This is a genomic window from Phyllobacterium sp. P30BS-XVII (assembly GCF_014138335.1).
GTDB lineage: Bacteria > Pseudomonadota > Alphaproteobacteria > Rhizobiales > Rhizobiaceae > Phyllobacterium > Phyllobacterium meliloti.
The window spans coordinates 191,659-207,482 of the sequence record NZ_JACGXO010000001.1 but is presented as its reverse complement, the minus strand read 5'-3'; the positions used below and the strand labels follow the sequence as shown (position 1 = coordinate 207,482).

The following is a 15,824-nucleotide window of genomic DNA, read 5'->3' as shown; positions in this document are numbered from 1 at the left end:
ACGTAGGAATTCGGTAAAGTATAAAATTGTAATTATCTTCGAGCTGGCGCTGCCATCAGGGCAATAAAAAGCCCCCGGTCCGCAGAGACCGAGGGCTTGAATGGAAGTGGTCAGAGTATCAATCGATGTCGAAGGAAACGCCCTGAGCCAAAGGCAGTGCCTTGGAATAATTCACCGTGTTGGTTGCACGGCGCATATAGGCCTTCCATGCATCCGAGCCGGATTCACGCCCGCCGCCGGTTTCCTTCTCCCCGCCAAATGCGCCGCCGATTTCAGCGCCTGATGTGCCGATATTGACATTGGCAATACCGCAGTCCGAGCCATCGGCGCTAAGGAAACGTTCAGCTTCCTGCAGATCGAGGGTGAAAATGGAGGAGGAAAGGCCCGCACCAACAGCGTTGTGATCGGCAATCGCCTTATCGAAGTCGCTATATTTCATCACATAAAGGATGGGCGCGAAGGTCTCTTCCGTCACGGGACCGGCCTGCTCAGGCATTTCAACAAGAGCAGGGCGAACGTAATAGGCATTCGGGTGTGCCGTATCGATCCGCGCACCGCCAGTTACCTTGCCGCCATGGGCAACAGCTTCTTTTACGGACTTCTGCATATTGTCGAAGGCTGCCTTGTCGATCAATGGGCCGACCAGTGCCGATGTCTCGATCGGGCTACCGACGGAAACGCTTTCATAGGCCTTCTTCAAGCGTGGAACGAGCGTGTCGTAAACGCTTTCATGCACGAAGAGACGGCGCAGGGTGGTGCAACGCTGACCGGCGGTTCCCATGGCACCAAAAGCAATGGCGCGCAGGGCCATGTCGAGATCGGCGGACGGGCAGACAATACCGGCATTGTTGCCGCCAAGCTCAAGGATCGAGCGGGCAAAACGTTTTGCAAGGCGCGGACCAACTTCACGGCCCATACGGGTCGAACCGGTTGCCGAAACGAGCGCGACTTTTGGATGATCCACCAGAGCTTCGCCGATTGTCCGGTCGCCCATCAATGTCTTGGTCAGACCAGCAGGCACATCGCCAAAGCGGGCAACGGCGCGGTCAAAGATTGCCTGACAGGCGAGGGCCGTCAGCGGTGTCTTTTCCGATGGCTTCCACACAACAGCATCGCCGCAAACAAGAGCGAGTGTCGTATTCCATGCCCAGACGGCGACGGGGAAGTTGAAGGCGGAAATGACGCCAACGACACCGAGGGGATGCCAGGTTTCCATCATGCGATGCCCGGGACGCTCGGTTGCAATCGTCAGGCCGTAAAGCTGACGGGAAAGGCCAACGGCGAAATCGCAGATATCGATCATTTCCTGCACTTCGCCGAGGCCTTCGGATGGAATCTTGCCTGCTTCAATCGAGACGAGGCGTCCAAGTTCCGTCTTCAGGGCGCGCAATTCTTCACCAAACAGGCGAACGAGTTCACCGCGCTTTGGCGCAGGGACAAGACGCCATTCACGGAACGCAGCGTCAGCCTGTTCAATGGCTTTTGCGGTGTCAGCGGCCGAATGAACGGCGATATCGGCGATCTTCTCGCCGGTAACAGGGCTGTAGGAAGCCATCTGGCCGCCAGTATAGGCAGCCTCTGCTACGCCAAGCTTTCCGAGGAGCGTTTTTACGTCTTGAGCAATCGTCATTTTGACTTCCCTTTACATATCTTTTGTCTGACCGTGCGGCGAGAGCCGGACTTTTGCCGGAGAGGCCGCCATAAGGTCAAATGAGCGTTCAACTTGCAAGTGCTACGGGGCGCAGTGCTTGCAGGCATTGTTTGATGGAGCTTTGTTCAAGCCCGGCATAATGCGCAAACTCGTCAAGAACAGCAGTGCCGAGATCATTTTCAAATTCGCGCTGGCTGGGGCTGGCGACAAATTTCTGGCTGGCTTCATCACCAAGGTTCGACTGGAAAATACCTGCCGCGCTGACGGGGAGAAAATCCTCGTAGACGATGGGGTCGAACCGTACGGCTCCAAGCGCGATCAACGCTTGAATATCCGACGCATCACGTGAGGTCACGCGACCGGTGAAACTCTCGACCACGGAATAGCGGAAATAGCCGAGACCCTCGCGGCGAATATCAGCCCAATTATCAGGGAATGTTTTGAACGTGTCGGACAGGGCGGCGATATAGGCTTTTGCGTTGGAGCCGTCGGCAGCCGGACGAATGGTCTTGCGGGTATCGTTCAGCAGCTTGTCATAGAGTGCCCGGCCTTTTGGCGTCAGTGCAATGCCACGTTGCTCGATTTCACCGAAGCGTGCCGTATGCGAGCCGGTTTCCCATGTGCCATCCGCGTTCTGGAAAGACACATTTTCTTCCAGCGCCTTGAAGGATGTCTGACGCAAAAGAACGGGGCAGGCGCGGGTGGGCGGGCCTTCGATGACGGCCTTGGGCGAAATGCCATGTTCGGGCATCAGGTCCTGTACCGCATCAATATCGAGCGTGCGTGGTGTCAGGTGGTTGATGTGCGGTCCCTTGAAGGAAACCACATCGGCGATCAACCGGTGGGCATCGTGCAGACGCTGATAAAGCGTCCCACTGACGCTTGCCCGGTCATGCCAGCGGAATGTTTCGAGAATCTCACTCACGAAAGTTTCGGCATCCTTGGCATCAAGGCCGCCCTGCGCTTCCGCCTTTTCGACAAGAGCGATCGCCTTGTCAGTGAAAATCTGGCGAGCGGCAAGCACAGCGCGCGCCTTTTTGCGCAAGGTGGCATCGCCGATAAGGTTGAGGCGCAGCAGGGATGTGAAAACCCGGAACGGATTGATCTTCAGCGCAGCATCGCCCACGGGACGGAAAGCGGTGGAATGAACGGGAACACCAGCTTCGCTCAAATCATAATAGCCAACGGGATACATGCCCATCACGGCAAAGACCCTGCGCAGCATGGAGAGTTCTTCCGGAGTGCCGACGCGGATCGCGCCATGGCGTTCTTCTGAGATACGGTCGAGCGTATCGGTTTCCTGCAACTGATCCTTCAGGTCTGGTGATGCTGCGAGCGTTTTGCTGTTCACTTCGGCAACCAGTGACATCAGCGTGCCATAGGCTGGAACCTCAGTCCGGTACATGGATGACATGGCGGCCGAAAAGGACGCCCTGATCACGTCAGTTGACGTAAACGTGCCTGATTTCATCGTGTCTCATTCCGCGTTGTTGCTGCGACGGCGAAAACTATCGCTGTCATGCTCAATCTGGATTATAGAGTGGTGATATCGCCAAAGATTGCGATGATTTGAACTAGGTTGATGCGAGATAAGAATGAAGTTGAGCCGCCGTCTGATCCCGGACATCGATATCCTGCAAACCTTCGAGTGCGCCGCCCGCCATGGCAGCTTTACGCAGGCCGCCAAGGAGCTGAACCTGACCCAGAGTGCGGTCAGCCGTCAGATGAGCGAGCTTGAAAGCCAGATCGGCGTGCTGCTCTTTGAGCGCATCAGGCAAAGGGTGGTGCTGTCCGATGCCGGGCAAAAGTTTCTGCCGGAGGTGCGCCGTCTCCTTGGGCTCACCGAAGAAACGATGCTGCGGGCCATGGCGGCGTCACAGTCAGCATCATCGCTGAGTATTGCCACCTTGCCGACATTCGGCAGCCGCTGGCTCATGCCACGCCTGCCGGATTTCCTGCGGCTCTATCCTGATATGGCGTTGAGCGTGGCTTCGCGTTCGCAGCCCTTTGATTTTGAAGAAGAACCCTTTGATCTGGCGATCCATTATGGCCAACCGGTCTGGGCTCATGCCACATGCACCTATCTGTGCAGTGAAATGATCGTCCCTGTCGGCAGCCCGGAGCTGTTGGCGGCCAATCCTGTGGCCACACCGGTGGAGCTTGCGAACTCGGCGCCACTCCTGCATCTATCGACAAGGCCAAAAGCCTGGGCGGACTGGTTTGAATCGGTACAGGCGGACGTGGTCAGCCCCTATAAGGGGCATCGTTTCGAGCATTTCTCCATGGTGATTGAAGCTGTGCTGGCTGGGTTAGGGTTTGCCCTCGTGCCGCGTTATCTGATTGAGCACGAGTTGGCGTCCGGCCGTTTGCAGGTGTTGTTTGATCAGCCGTTGATGACGGAGAACAGCTATTATCTTGTGGTGCCGGACCACAAGAAAGAGAATCCCATGGCCCAGAGCTTCTTTGGCTGGATCGCGGATCAGGTCAGCGAACGGCAATAAACCGAGATCATTCATTTCCCGCATCACCTGTTCGAGGAATTTCACTTCCGTTGCCAAAAACGCGGCTTATAAGCAGAATTGACTTCGAGTCTTTGCAAGATTGCCGGTAATTCCGGACTGACCTGACGGTGACCCCATGCTGAATGATGAACGCTCCCATGGCCTCTGGGAAAAGACGGCGCCACCAGCGCCCGCAACGCAAAAGTTGCGCGGGGATATATCCGTTGACGTTGCTGTCATCGGTGCCGGTTTCACTGGTCTGTCCGCGGCGTTGCATCTGGCCGAGACAGGCACAAAGGTTGCCGTTCTCGATGCTGTGGAAATCGGCTTTGGCGGGTCAGGTCGCAATGTCGGTCTGGTGAATGCAGGCATGTGGGTGATGCCCAATGATCTGCCTGAGGTGCTGGGGCAGGTGCATGGTGAACGCCTGCTGGAATTGCTTGGTAATGCGCCGCAATCGGTGTTCAACCTTGTCGATAAACACAAGATCGCCTGTGAGCTTGAACGCAACGGCACCTTGCACTGCGCCGTTGGCAAAAGCGGTGTGAAGCAACTGGAGCAGCGGGCGGCGCAATGGCAGGCACGCGGTGCTGCTGTTCGATTGCTCGGTGCTGAAGAAACGGCGCAAAAGGTTGGCTCGAAAGCCTATGCCGCCTCATTGCTCGACAATCGCGCCGGTACGATTCAGCCGCTCGCCTATGTGCGCGGTCTTGCGACTGCGGCGATAGGCGCTGGTGTTGCTGTTTATACGGGAACACCTGTGACATCCACCACCCGCTCCGGTGACCGCTGGATCGTCAATACGCCAACCGGCAAGGTTTCTGCTGAATGGGTTGTCGTGGCGACCAATGCCTATACGACATCGCCATGGCCTGAGCTGCGAGCCGAAATCCTGCATCTGCCCTATTTCAATTTTGCCACCACACCGCTTCCCGAAGAGGTGCGCAACACTGTTCTCCCTGAAAGGCAGGGTGGCTGGGATACCAAGGAGATATTAAGCTCCTTCCGCATGGATCAGCGCGGCCGTCTGGTTTTTGGCAGTGTTGGTGCGCTGCGCGGCACCGGAATGGCCGTTCACAAGGCATGGGCCGCGCGCTCCATCCGCAAGCTGTTTCCGCAGATCAAGGATGTTACCTTTGAAGCCGGCTGGTACGGCCAAATCGGCATGACCAATGACAACCTGCCGCGTTTCCACACGCTCGCGCCAAAGATCATAAGCTTCAGTGGTTATAATGGCCGGGGCATCGCTCCGGGAACAGTATTTGGCCGGGTATTGGCCGAACATATTGTTGGAAAGCTATCCGATGCGGATCTGCCATTGCCCGTTACCAAGCCAAAAGAAGAAGGTTTGCGTACCCTGCGCGAAGGCTATTACGAGGTAGGGGCGCAACTGGCGCATTTCGTCGGAAACCGGGTGTGAAATATTTCAATAGAAGCTGATCGCTGCATTTGCTTGCCATTCCATCATTCCCGACATATCTCTTATGGATGGACAGCAAGAAGCCAATGCGGCATTCAAGACCCAGTGTCTCAGCCAGCATCCTCGCGGCGGTCAAGAACCGTAACAAGCGCCCCACGGGTGTGACCAAGGTCGTGCGAAACGATACGGTCATCGCGTCCTACAATGTGCATAAATGCGTTGGTATCGACAAGAAATTCGATCCGGATCGCATTGCCCACGTTATCGGTGAACTCGATGCGGATGTGGTCGCGGTTCAGGAGGCCGACAAGCGCTTCGGGGAACGATCAGGTCTTCTTGATCTCGACAGGCTGGAGCGCGAGAACAATCTCGTACCGGTTCGTGTTGCCTCGCTTTATCCCAAAGGACATGGCTGGCACGGCAACCTGCTGCTCTTCCGTGAAGGTGTTGTGCGGCGCGTACAGCAGTTGAAGCTTCCGGGGCTTGAGCCACGCGGTGCGCTTGTTGTTGATCTTGATCTCGAAGCGGGTCCCTTGCGCATCATCGCGGCGCATCTCGGGCTTTTACGCCATTCCCGTATGCAGCAATCGGAAGCTATTCTCAACGCCGTCCATGCCGATCCGTCCCGCCCAACGCTGTTGCTTGGGGATTTGAATGAATGGCGTGTGGGCAAAGGCTCGTCGCTGCATTTCCTGCATCCGGTGTTTGATCCGATGAAAAATGCGGTGCCGAGTTTCCCGTCGCGCTTTCCGGTTCTGGCGTTGGACCGGGTGCTTGGCCATCCGCACAGTCTGGTGACCGGCATCGAAGTGCATGACACCCCGCTTGCTCGCGTTGCCTCCGATCATCTGCCGATCAAGGCCTATGTCGATCTTAAAGGCGCTTTGGCGGAAACGGTCGAAATCAGAGATAGGGCGAGCCTAGCCAGATAATCCGGTCAAGCAGCCGCACCCAGAAAGAGCGGGCGCGCAGGCTTTGCAGCAGAACCGGTTTTGCCGATTGCATGGCGGTATCAATGAGCGCTTCCACTTTGGTGGCAAATTCTGCATTCATGATTTCAAGATCGACTTCGAAATTGAGGCGCAGCGAGCGCGGGTCGAGATTGGATGAGCCCACATAGGCCCACTGACCATCGATAGCCAGCAGCTTGGAATGATTAAAATTGCCGCTGGCGCGCCAGATACGGCAGTGACTGTTCAATATCTGGTCGAATTGCGCGGTCATGGCGCGGTCGACGAGTTTCAGATTATTGACGGCGGGAATAACAATATCGACTTCAACGCCCCGCCTTGCCGCCGTTACCAGTGCGCTGATCAATTCTCGGTCGGGCAGGAAATAGGGTGACATGATGCGGATATGGCTTTGCGCCACCGAGAACGCGCCCATCAGCATGCGGTGATTGGCTTCCACGCTTCTGTCGGGTCCCGATGGAACCGCGCGGATGAACACAGGATCGCCCGCATGGGTATCCGGCGAGGTAATCAGCCATGGCTCGCCAGCCAATTGTTCGCCCGTGGTGAAGCGCCAGTCTTCCGAAGCGATGTGGAAGAGGTCGGTGACAATCGGCCCGGTCAGGCTGAAATGTGTATCGCGCGCATTGTCCTCCCCGACGATTTCCGCGGAAAACCCCGCCCGAATATTCATGCCGCCGGTGAAGGCCGTGGTGCCATCGACAATCAGGATCTTGCGGTGGGTTCGAAGGTTCGCATAGGGCAGGCGCAGGCCGATAATGATGTTGCCGTTAAACACATCGGTGCGCACATTGTTCTTTTGCAGATAACCAACAATGCTCGGGATTGAGTAGCGCGCGCCGACCGCATCAATGAGAACCCGGACCTCGACGCCGCGTTTAACGGCGGCAATCAGCGCATCGGCCAATCGCAGGCCGATCTTGTCCCGGTCAAAGATATAGGTTTCAACAAGGATGCTGCGTTTGGCATTGTTGATGTGCTCCAGCATCGCGCGGTAGGCTTCATCACCACTTTGCAGCATGGTGATGTTGTTGCCGGTGGTCAGACGGCAGCGGCTGACGCGGTCTCCCAGTGTTTTCATCGCCGCAAAGCGCTTCTCGAAATGATCAAGCACGTTCTTCTCATTTGCATCGAAGCGCATGAGATGATCCTGACCGATTTCGTGCAGGAAGGCGCGCTGCGAGGTGATGGAGGAGCGTCTGATCCGGTTGATGCCGGCAACCGCATAAATAACCGCGCCGATAACAGGCGAGAGAATGATAACGCCGACCCATCCAATGGCCGCGCGCACTTCTTCCTTCGTCATGGTCGCGTGGACCGCGGCGGGAACGCCAAGGACGATCGAAAGAACAAAGAATATCTGGGGCCAATAGGCAGGAAGATAATCACTCATTTGTGAGTGTCATATCACGATATTGAATCCCGGCGCGAGCGCCATTCGGCAAGAGAAACCGGCTGGTCCGGAATGCGGATTTCAAAACCGGTCCCGGCGCCTTCACCGCCGCGCAGTTCAATTGTGCCACCATGGGCGCGCACCAGCTCGTGGACGATGGCAAGGCCGAGACCAGTGCCACCCGAGCGCGCCGAACCCTTGAACGCCGTGAACAGATTCTCGCGGGCCTTGGGCGGGAGCCCCGGCCCCGTATCCTCAATGCTGATGATAGAGGTGGTGCCGATTTGCCCCGCCGTAATTGTCAGCCGTTTGATGATTGAGGTGTCGCTACCCGTATCGCCGCTCATTGCCTGAACAGAATTACGGCAGAGATTGGAAATGACGCGGAAGAATTGATCCGGATCGGCGTCGATCTCGAAATTTTCAGGAACGAGGTTCTTGAATTCGATTCCCGATTTTGCATCGAGATTGAGCATTTCTTCCACATCGCCGACGATAGTGTGAAGCTTAACGCGCCGCCGCTGCGGCGGTGGCTCCTGTGTTCCGCCATAGGCAAGCACGGTCTGCGAATAATTGATGGCGCGATCAATCGTCCGAACAAGCTTCGGCACCATGCGCTGAATGGCCGGATCGCTGGCATTGGCAAGGTGATCGGACATCAGCTGGGCGGATGCCAGAATATTGCGCATGTCGTGGTTGATCTTGGAAACGGCAAGACCAAGGTCGGCAAGGTGCTTTTGCTCGGAAAGCGTGCGTTGCAACCGTAGCTGCATGTCAGCCAGTTCGCGCTGCGCAATACCAAGTTCGTCTTCACGATTATCGGGCTGGATGACCCTCTGCGGATCATCAGGCTGCTGGGCGAAAGCCAGCATGTTGGCGCTCATGCGCTGTATCGGCCGGATAAGCAGATGGCTGATGGCAAGGAAGACCAGACCGGCGGTAATAGCCGAAATGAACATCGAGATAAGCGCGACATTGCGGGCGTAGCGTAGCATCGCATTGCGCAAAGGCGCGTCCGATGTGATCAGCTCGATGACTTTTCCCGTGTCTCCAACAGGGCCGTACACAAGGATGATGCGGTTGCCACCATTGATAATAGTATCGAATGCGTCGCGCAGCGTCGTCCAGGGGTCGGTCACGGTCATGTCGATATGCCGGTCGACCTTGGATGGCATTTCCGAAACCGCAAGCAGGCGCGAAGCTCCCATTTCACGCAGGGCAATCGCCTTGGTGCCCGTGGCAAGAAGCACGTCGTTCTGCACACTCTGGGGGATGTCTTTGCCATCGCTCGCAGCGAGCACGACGCTGGCGGCAGCGACCGTATTCAGGCGGTCCGAAAGCCAGCGCATTCGCATATCGGCCATGATGGGAACGAAAATCATGACTCCGGCCAGAATGCCGAACAGAAGTGTAAGACGCAGCAGCTTACCGGAAAGCCGTTTGAGAACAGGCAAACGCCGACCCGCCTGCATTAGCACGCGCGACCGTTGCTGTTCCTTTTGCGTTACCGCCATATTTGCTCCATCAACGCCCGATGTAGGTCAAACGTTGCGCCGGTACAATAAATCACTTCCTGATTTTTGCCTATTTGTGAATCTTCTCGTATGAATTGACTTATCACCATCATGCCTCTATAAGCCGCGCACGTCCGGGTTGACCGCCCCGGCGGCGTATTTTTATGCGCTAATGGCGGTCCTGATATGCTCCTGTCAAAGAACAGACCACAAGAAGGGCCGCACACCGCGGTATTAAACAAATGAAGCGTACTTATCAGCCATCCAAACTTGTCCGCGCACGTCGTCACGGGTTTCGCGCCCGTATGGCTACTGCAGGCGGCCGCAAGGTTATCGCAGCACGTCGTGCTCGCGGTCGCAAGCGGTTGTCGGCATAAGGCATTCCGCGCAGGTTTGCGCGGTTGGCCAACGTTGGCATTGCAGGAATGAATGATCAAAAACCACTCCGCCTTCGCAAGAGAGCGGAGTTTTTGGCTGTTCGGGCCGGAGAAAAACGCCGTGGCGGCTTTTTCCTGCTCGAAGTCAAGCAGCGTGAAGACCGGGAAGGTCCGCCGCGTGTTGGTTTTACAGTCACAAAAAAGAACGGAAATGCCGTCGTCCGCAATCGCATCAAGCGTCGCCTGAGAGAGGCTGTACGCGTCAAAGTTGCAGGTGACATGGCCCCCGGAACCGACTATGTGATCGTTGCTCGCCGTGACGCGCTTGATGCGCCGTTTGCGGACTTATCCCGGGAACTCTCAAAACGGGTTTCCAAAAAATACCAAACCGGCGTTTCTCCAAGACATGACCGGCCCAACAGGACCCGATAATGGAAACCAATCGTAATTTCTTTATCACCATTGCTTTGTCCGTCGTTATTCTGGGACTTTGGCAGGTGTTCTATATGGGCCCCAAGATCGAGGCTGAGCGCCAGCAGGCACAGGTGGAAGCCTCGCGGCAGGCTCAGGCAGCTAAAACAGCGGCACAGCCAGCGCCAGCAGCCGGAACAACAGCCAACAATCTGCCAGGCACGACACCAGCAGCGCCGGGTGCAAATATTCCGGGGCAGACGCCGGATGCGACACAGCCAGGTTCCCTGAGCCGCGCTGCGGTTCTTGGTCAGACTTCACGGGTTGTGATCGACACGCCCAGCCTCAGCGGTTCCATCAGCCTGACCGGCGCGCGTCTCGATGACCTGCAGCTCAAGCAGTATCACGAGACTGTCGACAACAATTCGCCGACCATTCAGCTGTTGAGCCCTTCCCAGATGGCGGACGGGCAGTTCGTCGAGATCGGGTTCACCGGGAATGACGCCACAGGAACCGTTCCCGGTCCAACGACCGTCTGGACTGTCGATGGCAACAACAAGCTTAGCCCATCCACACCGGTTACACTGACCTTTACCAATGAAAAAGGCCTGACTTTCAAGCGCACGTTCAGCGTTGACGACAACTATATGTTTACCGTCAAGGACGCCGTGACGAATGGAACGTCAGCTCCGGTGTCTTTGGCCTCCTATGGCCGCGTCACACGCTTCTACAAGCCTTTGCATGCCAGCACCTATGTGTTGCACGAAGGCCCGATTGGCGTGATCGCCGGAAAGCTGGTCGAGTACAAATTCGCGGCGATCGAGAAAGAAAAAGAAGTCGCTCCGGAGAAAACAGACACCGGCGGCTGGATCGGCATTACTGACAAATATTGGGCTGCCGCTCTCGTTCCGGCACAGTCAAAGCCGTTCAAAGCCCGTATGTCCTACTTCGACAATGGCCGCCCGCAGTATCAGAGCGATTATCTGTCTGACCCGACAACGATTGAACCCGGCCAGTCCACCACAATCGAAAACCTCGTCTTTGCCGGCGCCAAGGAAGTTGGCAAGATCAATGGCTACATGAACAATCTGCATATTCCATTGTTCAAGAACCTGATCGATTGGGGCTGGTTCTATTTCATCACCGAGCCGATGTTCTATCTCATCGACTGGCTCTATAAGGCTATCGGCAACTTCGGCGTCGCCATCCTTGTTGTGACTGTTCTGCTCAAGGCGCTGTTCTTCCCGCTTGCCAACAAGTCCTATGCTTCGATGGCGCGTATGAAGCTGGTTCAGCCGAAGATGACTGAAATCCGCGAGAAATATGCGGATGACAAGGTCAAGCAGCAGCAGGCCATGATGGAGCTTTACAAGACCGAGAAGATCAATCCGATCGCCGGTTGCTGGCCGATCCTGATCCAGATTCCGGTCTTCTTCGCCTTGTATAAGGTTCTGTACGTCACCATCGAAATGCGCCACGCGCCATTCTTTGGCTGGATTCAGGATTTGGCTGCGCCCGATCCAACATCCGTGTTCAACCTGTTCGGTCTTATTCCATGGACGGTTCCGGCATTCCTGATGATCGGCGTCTGGCCATTGATCATGGGTGTGACGATGTTCCTGCAGATGCGCATGAACCCGACACCGCCAGATCCAACACAGGCGATGATTTTCAACTGGATGCCGCTGATCTTCACGTTCATGCTGTCCAGTTTCCCGGCGGGTCTGGTGATTTACTGGGCGTGGAACAACTTCCTGTCGATCACCCAGCAGGGCATTATCATGAAGCGGCAGGGTGCAAAGATCGAACTGTGGGACAATCTCGCAGGGCTCTTCAAGAAGAAACCGAAGCCCGCCGAATAGGCGGGTTAACCCGGAATTCCAAAAGCCCCCGCTCATACCGGGGGCTTTTCATTTGTCGTTGAACAATCTCGTTCAGTTGACAAGGCGGCAATAACATTGAATGCAGGTGGCATATGGCTGCCCAATGAATGGACGGAAAAGAACGTGAGTGAAACCAACGACAATACGAACAGGCTGATCGAAAAGGGCCGGATGCTCTTTGCGCAGGGCTGGGTTTTCATTCGCGGCGTTCCTGCAATGAAGTTCCTGCCGCCGGAAGGGCCCATCGAAATCGCGTTTGCCGGTCGCTCGAATGTTGGCAAGTCCTCGCTGATCAATGCGATCATTGGCCAGAAGGGCCTCGCACGCACGTCCAACACGCCGGGCCGTACGCAGGAGCTAAACTATTTTGTGCCGGATGGCCATTCAGGCGAAAATGGCGACCTGCCGCCACTCGCGGTAGTCGATATGCCGGGATATGGTTTTGCCGAAGCGCCGAAAGAGCAGGTCGACGCATGGACGCGCCTTGTTTTCGATTATCTGCGCGGCCGCACCACCTTGAAGCGCGTGTACCTGCTCATCGACGCCCGCCATGGTGTAAAGAAAAATGATGCCGAGGTGCTCGACCTTTTGGATCGCGCGGCGGTTTCTTACCAGATCGTTCTGACCAAGATCGACAAGATCAAGCCTGCCGGTGTTCCGCGTCTCATGGAAGAAACCGCACAGGCCATCAAGAAGCGCGCAGCGGCATATCCAACAATCTTGGCCACATCATCGGAAAAGGGCGCTGGTCTGGATGAACTGCGCGCGGCGATAGCGCTTCTTCTCGAAGAATAACCGCTCGGTTTTCTAAATGCTGCTCACCGAGCCTGCGGCCACAACTGCACCTGTAGGCGCACCGCTCGGCGAACCGCCGACGGGTTCAACCGAGATGGCCAGCGTTGTGCCATCGCGCAATTTAGCCGCGACAGGGGTCGATACCGCAAACTCGGTTATCTTGGGCGACTTCAGGACACCAAGCGAGACCGGGGCGTCTTTTCCGGCGATCAGCCAAAGCTCGAGCGATTTGCCCTGCGGGATTTCTCCGGCAACAAGGGTCACTTTCAGCTTTCTCGACCTGTCATCAAAGATTGCCACGCTTCGCAGCGGACCTGTGTCGCTTGCCATGGAAGCAATCAGTTGCGAGGGCGCAGGGCCAGCCTGACGTTGGACGTACTCTCGACTGACGTTGAATATAACAAGGGCAAGTGCCGCAACGGCGACCGTCCGCCAGAAGGCGAGGCTATTCCAGAATGAAGCGCCCGCTGCGACCCGTCCTGAGTCTATTCCAAACAGGCGCTGGTCGACCTGACCTTTCAGGTAATTGGGCGCTGTCACCGGCTGGAACTGCTCATTCAGTGGATCGAATTGGCGCTGCCAATTGGCAACAAGGCGGGCAAATTCAGGGTCGTTTTCAATGCGGCGGGCAGCGTCGCGCCGCTCCTGTTCCGGGAGCACGCCCAGCACATACTCGGCAGCGACGAAATCGTCGCCTTCCGGCATTGTGTCATCGGGTGGTATCGTGCTCATCGTTCCAGACATTCCTTCAGTTTCATCAGGCTGCGGCGTAGCCATGTCCGCATTGTATTCAGTGGTACTCTGTGGTGTATCGCCAGAAGTTCGTAACTCTCGCCATTCAGGTAAGCACCCCGCACCGCCGATGCCCGGTCAGTGTCCAACTGGTCGAGACATTCATTGATGCGCTTTGTCTCACCCGATGCAATTGCAGACTGTTCGGGATTGGGCGATGGTTCAGCAACACCCACGGCTTTTTCCAGTTCAGCTGCAGCGGGTTTGCGCGCGCGCAGCACATCAATCGAGTGATTGCGGGCAATGGCCACCAACCATGAAATAGGGCTGGTATCAGAGACTGCAAACCGGTCTGCCTTGTTCCAGATCTTGACGTAGATATCCTGTAGTGCGTCCTCTGCTTCCGAGCGATTGCCCAAGATACGCAGGCATACGCCGAATAGTTTCGCACTTGTTGAGCTGTAAAGCACATCGAACGCCGCACGGTCGCGCAGAGCGACTCGCGAAATCAGTTCCGATATGCCCTCGGGTGTCATGCGGTAGACGTTTCCAACTCTTTGATTAACGAAGTTAAATCTGTGCAGAGGTTCATCTGTCAATGGGCCGCATGCAAAAACGTTCCCGCCAACCCTAAATCATGTTTGCCCATGATCGTCTTTAGGGTTATGAACCCCCCGTCCTTTTCAAGCTGGAGCTTGCTTCCCACATGTCCGAGACTGAGCACACCGCAGAAATTCAGGCAAGCCTTCTATCCGCCGCTCTTCCCTATATGCAGCGGTATGAAAACAAGACCGTCGTTGTGAAATATGGCGGTCATGCCATGGGCGATGCCACGCTGGGTAAGGCCTTTGCCCGCGATATCGCCCTGTTGAAACAGTCCGGTATCAATCCGATTGTTGTGCATGGCGGCGGCCCGCAGATTGCATCGATGCTGGCCCGTATGGGTATCGAGTCCAAATTCGAAGGTGGCCTGCGTGTCACCGACGCAAAGACGCTCGAGATTGTCGAGATGGTCCTGGCCGGTTCGATCAACAAGGAAATTGTCGCGCTGATCAATGCCGAGGGCGAATGGGCCATTGGCCTGTGCGGCAAGGACGGCAATATGGTCTTTGCTGAAAAGGCAAAGAAGACAATCATCGATCCGGATTCCAATATCGAAAAGATTGTTGATCTTGGCTTCGTCGGTGAACCGGTTGAAGTGGATCGTACATTGCTCGATTTACTGGCACGCTCCGAGATGATCCCGGTCATCGCTCCGGTTGCACCGGGCCGCGATGGACATACCTATAATATCAATGCCGATACCTTTGCTGGCGCCATTGCCGGCGCTTTGGCGGCCTCGCGCCTCTTGTTCCTGACCGATGTTCCCGGCGTGCTCGACAAGGACAAGAAACTGATCAAGGAACTCTCCGTTGGTCAGGCGCGCGCGCTGATCAAGGACGGAACGATTTCGGGCGGCATGATCCCCAAGGTCGAAACCTGCATTGATGCGATCAATCGCGGTGTCGAGGGCGTGGTTATCCTCAACGGAAAGACACCGCATTCGGTTCTGCTTGAGCTTTTCACCGAGCGCGGTGCCGGAACACTGATCGTCCCCTGATCAGCGTTTCAGGTGGTCGAGCGGTATCTTGCCCGGCCCCTTGATATTTTGCAGAACGAGTTGGGTGTGTACATCGCGCACACCCTTCAGACGCATCAACCTGTGCATGACGAAATCGTTGAGATCATCGACGGTTGGCACCATGACATGCAACAGAAAGTCGTGCTCGCCGGTCATTGTCCAGCAGGATGATACTTCATCCATGCGTTGTATCTCGGTGATGAATCGCTCCGGCGAATCGTCACTATGGGACGTGAGCCGCACCTGAACGAACACCTCCACCATGAGCCCGATAGATCGCCGGTCGATGACAGCGGCGAAGCCTTTGATAACGCCGGTTTCCTGTAATGTGTCGAAACGCCGACCACAGGGCGTGGCGGAAAGTCCGATGGTCTGGGCAAGATCAGTGATCGGCACCCGGCCATTATCGCGCAGCACTTGCAGCATCTTCACTTCAAATTCGTCAAATCGAGGAGATATCACTCACTTTGCTCCGCAAGGTTATATATTTCTCTCAACAGGATGCTACATTGAGACAATAAGGTCAAATTCACTCGCTTTCCCGACATATCCTTT

Annotated in this window: 15 protein-coding genes; 8 read left to right on the top strand and 7 right to left on the bottom strand. The window is 56.1% G+C overall.

Annotated elements, in window-relative coordinates; genetic code table 11:
- Positions 1-118: 118 nt before the first annotated feature.
- A complete protein-coding gene (locus FHW17_RS01015) occupies positions 119-1,630 on the bottom strand; it encodes an aldehyde dehydrogenase family protein (RefSeq protein ID WP_182509030.1) in 1,512 nt (503 codons plus the stop codon).
- A gap of 88 nt (positions 1,631-1,718) precedes the next feature.
- On the bottom strand, positions 1,719-3,122 hold the full coding sequence (locus FHW17_RS01010; RefSeq protein ID WP_182509029.1) for a VOC family protein: 1,404 nt from the start codon (positions 3,120-3,122) through the stop codon (positions 1,719-1,721).
- Between the two features lie 124 nt (positions 3,123-3,246).
- Between FHW17_RS01010 and FHW17_RS01005 the strand changes: the two genes are divergently transcribed.
- The 3 genes from FHW17_RS01005 (at position 3,247) to FHW17_RS00995 (ending at position 6,504) form a co-directional block, all read left to right on the top strand.
- Positions 3,247-4,152 (top strand): LysR family transcriptional regulator, encoded by a 906-nt coding sequence (locus FHW17_RS01005; RefSeq protein ID WP_112523597.1) that lies wholly within the window; start codon positions 3,247-3,249, stop codon positions 4,150-4,152.
- A gap of 136 nt (positions 4,153-4,288) precedes the next feature.
- A complete protein-coding gene (locus FHW17_RS01000; RefSeq protein WP_182509028.1) occupies positions 4,289-5,572 on the top strand; it encodes an FAD-binding oxidoreductase in 1,284 nt (427 codons plus the stop codon).
- Positions 5,573-5,658: 86 nt separating this feature from the next.
- Positions 5,659-6,504: an endonuclease/exonuclease/phosphatase family protein gene (locus FHW17_RS00995; protein ID WP_112523591.1), complete on the top strand. Its 846-nt coding sequence runs from the start codon at positions 5,659-5,661 to the stop codon at positions 6,502-6,504.
- Here FHW17_RS00995 and FHW17_RS00990 read toward each other — a convergent pair.
- Together FHW17_RS00990 and FHW17_RS00985 are read right to left on the bottom strand one after the other, a co-directional pair.
- Positions 6,476-7,936, bottom strand: a complete 1,461-nt coding sequence (locus FHW17_RS00990) for a phosphatidylserine/phosphatidylglycerophosphate/cardiolipin synthase family protein (RefSeq protein ID WP_182509027.1) — start codon at positions 7,934-7,936, stop codon at positions 6,476-6,478. The two genes, FHW17_RS00995 and FHW17_RS00990, sit on opposite strands and share 29 nt — an antisense overlap.
- A 14-nt stretch (positions 7,937-7,950) precedes the next feature.
- Complete coding sequence (locus tag FHW17_RS00985; protein WP_246706733.1) at positions 7,951-9,408, bottom strand: HAMP domain-containing sensor histidine kinase; 1,458 nt, start codon at positions 9,406-9,408, stop codon at positions 7,951-7,953.
- A gap of 284 nt (positions 9,409-9,692) precedes the next feature.
- On the opposite strand from FHW17_RS00985, the gene rpmH reads away from it, so the two are divergent.
- The 4 genes from rpmH to yihA all read left to right on the top strand — a co-directional run bounded on the left by rpmH (position 9,693) and on the right by yihA (position 12,916).
- Positions 9,693-9,827 (top strand): 50S ribosomal protein L34, encoded by a 135-nt coding sequence (gene rpmH / locus FHW17_RS00980; protein WP_040853797.1) that lies wholly within the window; start codon positions 9,693-9,695, stop codon positions 9,825-9,827.
- 48 nt (positions 9,828-9,875) lie between these two features.
- Entirely contained in the window at positions 9,876-10,259 is a 384-nt protein-coding gene (rnpA, locus tag FHW17_RS00975) for a ribonuclease P protein component (protein WP_091880119.1), read from the top strand.
- Positions 10,259-12,100, top strand: coding sequence for a membrane protein insertase YidC (gene yidC / locus FHW17_RS00970; protein ID WP_182509025.1), 1,842 nt, complete (start codon positions 10,259-10,261; stop codon positions 12,098-12,100). The genes rnpA and yidC overlap by 1 nt, the downstream gene beginning before the upstream one ends.
- 192 nt (positions 12,101-12,292) lie before the next feature.
- On the top strand, positions 12,293-12,916 hold the full coding sequence (gene yihA, locus FHW17_RS00965) for a ribosome biogenesis GTP-binding protein YihA/YsxC (RefSeq protein ID WP_210275799.1): 624 nt from the start codon (positions 12,293-12,295) through the stop codon (positions 12,914-12,916).
- A 12-nt stretch (positions 12,917-12,928) separates the two neighbouring features.
- On the opposite strand, the gene FHW17_RS00960 is transcribed toward yihA, so the two are convergent.
- On the bottom strand, positions 12,929-13,648 hold the full coding sequence (locus FHW17_RS00960) for an anti-sigma factor (protein ID WP_182509024.1): 720 nt from the start codon (positions 13,646-13,648) through the stop codon (positions 12,929-12,931).
- Complete coding sequence (locus FHW17_RS00955) at positions 13,645-14,184, bottom strand: sigma-70 family RNA polymerase sigma factor (RefSeq protein ID WP_112523578.1); 540 nt, start codon at positions 14,182-14,184, stop codon at positions 13,645-13,647. Before FHW17_RS00955 ends, FHW17_RS00960 begins: the two co-directional genes overlap by 4 nt.
- A 170-nt stretch (positions 14,185-14,354) precedes the next feature.
- On the opposite strand from FHW17_RS00955, the gene argB reads away from it, so the two are divergent.
- Positions 14,355-15,248, top strand: a complete 894-nt coding sequence (argB, locus tag FHW17_RS00950) for an acetylglutamate kinase (protein ID WP_091878718.1) — start codon at positions 14,355-14,357, stop codon at positions 15,246-15,248.
- Here argB and FHW17_RS00945 read toward each other — a convergent pair whose 3' ends face one another.
- Positions 15,249-15,731: an Lrp/AsnC family transcriptional regulator gene (locus FHW17_RS00945; RefSeq protein ID WP_182509023.1), complete on the bottom strand. Its 483-nt coding sequence runs from the start codon at positions 15,729-15,731 to the stop codon at positions 15,249-15,251.
- Positions 15,732-15,824: the final 93 nt, after the last annotated feature.

What these genes read in the sequence shown, in the direction of transcription:
- FHW17_RS01015 (WP_182509030.1), bottom strand. Translation starts at nt 1,630, where the DNA reads ATGACGATTGCTCAAGACGTAAAAACGCTCCTCGGAAAGCTTGGCGTA.
- FHW17_RS01010 (WP_182509029.1), bottom strand. Translation starts at nt 3,122, where the DNA reads ATGAAATCAGGCACGTTTACGTCAACTGACGTGATCAGGGCGTCCTTT.
- FHW17_RS01005 (WP_112523597.1), top strand. Translation starts at nt 3,247, where the DNA reads ATGAAGTTGAGCCGCCGTCTGATCCCGGACATCGATATCCTGCAAACC.
- FHW17_RS01000 (WP_182509028.1), top strand. Translation starts at nt 4,289, where the DNA reads ATGCTGAATGATGAACGCTCCCATGGCCTCTGGGAAAAGACGGCGCCA.
- FHW17_RS00995 (WP_112523591.1), top strand. Translation starts at nt 5,659, where the DNA reads ATGCGGCATTCAAGACCCAGTGTCTCAGCCAGCATCCTCGCGGCGGTC.
- FHW17_RS00990 (WP_182509027.1), bottom strand. Translation starts at nt 7,936, where the DNA reads ATGAGTGATTATCTTCCTGCCTATTGGCCCCAGATATTCTTTGTTCTT.
- FHW17_RS00985 (WP_246706733.1), bottom strand. Translation starts at nt 9,408, where the DNA reads ATGCAGGCGGGTCGGCGTTTGCCTGTTCTCAAACGGCTTTCCGGTAAG.
- rpmH (WP_040853797.1), top strand. Translation starts at nt 9,693, where the DNA reads ATGAAGCGTACTTATCAGCCATCCAAACTTGTCCGCGCACGTCGTCAC.
- rnpA (WP_091880119.1), top strand. Translation starts at nt 9,876, where the DNA reads ATGAATGATCAAAAACCACTCCGCCTTCGCAAGAGAGCGGAGTTTTTG.
- yidC (WP_182509025.1), top strand. Translation starts at nt 10,259, where the DNA reads ATGGAAACCAATCGTAATTTCTTTATCACCATTGCTTTGTCCGTCGTT.
- yihA (WP_210275799.1), top strand. Translation starts at nt 12,293, where the DNA reads ATGCTCTTTGCGCAGGGCTGGGTTTTCATTCGCGGCGTTCCTGCAATG.
- FHW17_RS00960 (WP_182509024.1), bottom strand. Translation starts at nt 13,648, where the DNA reads ATGAGCACGATACCACCCGATGACACAATGCCGGAAGGCGACGATTTC.
- FHW17_RS00955 (WP_112523578.1), bottom strand. Translation starts at nt 14,184, where the DNA reads ATGACACCCGAGGGCATATCGGAACTGATTTCGCGAGTCGCTCTGCGC.
- argB (WP_091878718.1), top strand. Translation starts at nt 14,355, where the DNA reads ATGTCCGAGACTGAGCACACCGCAGAAATTCAGGCAAGCCTTCTATCC.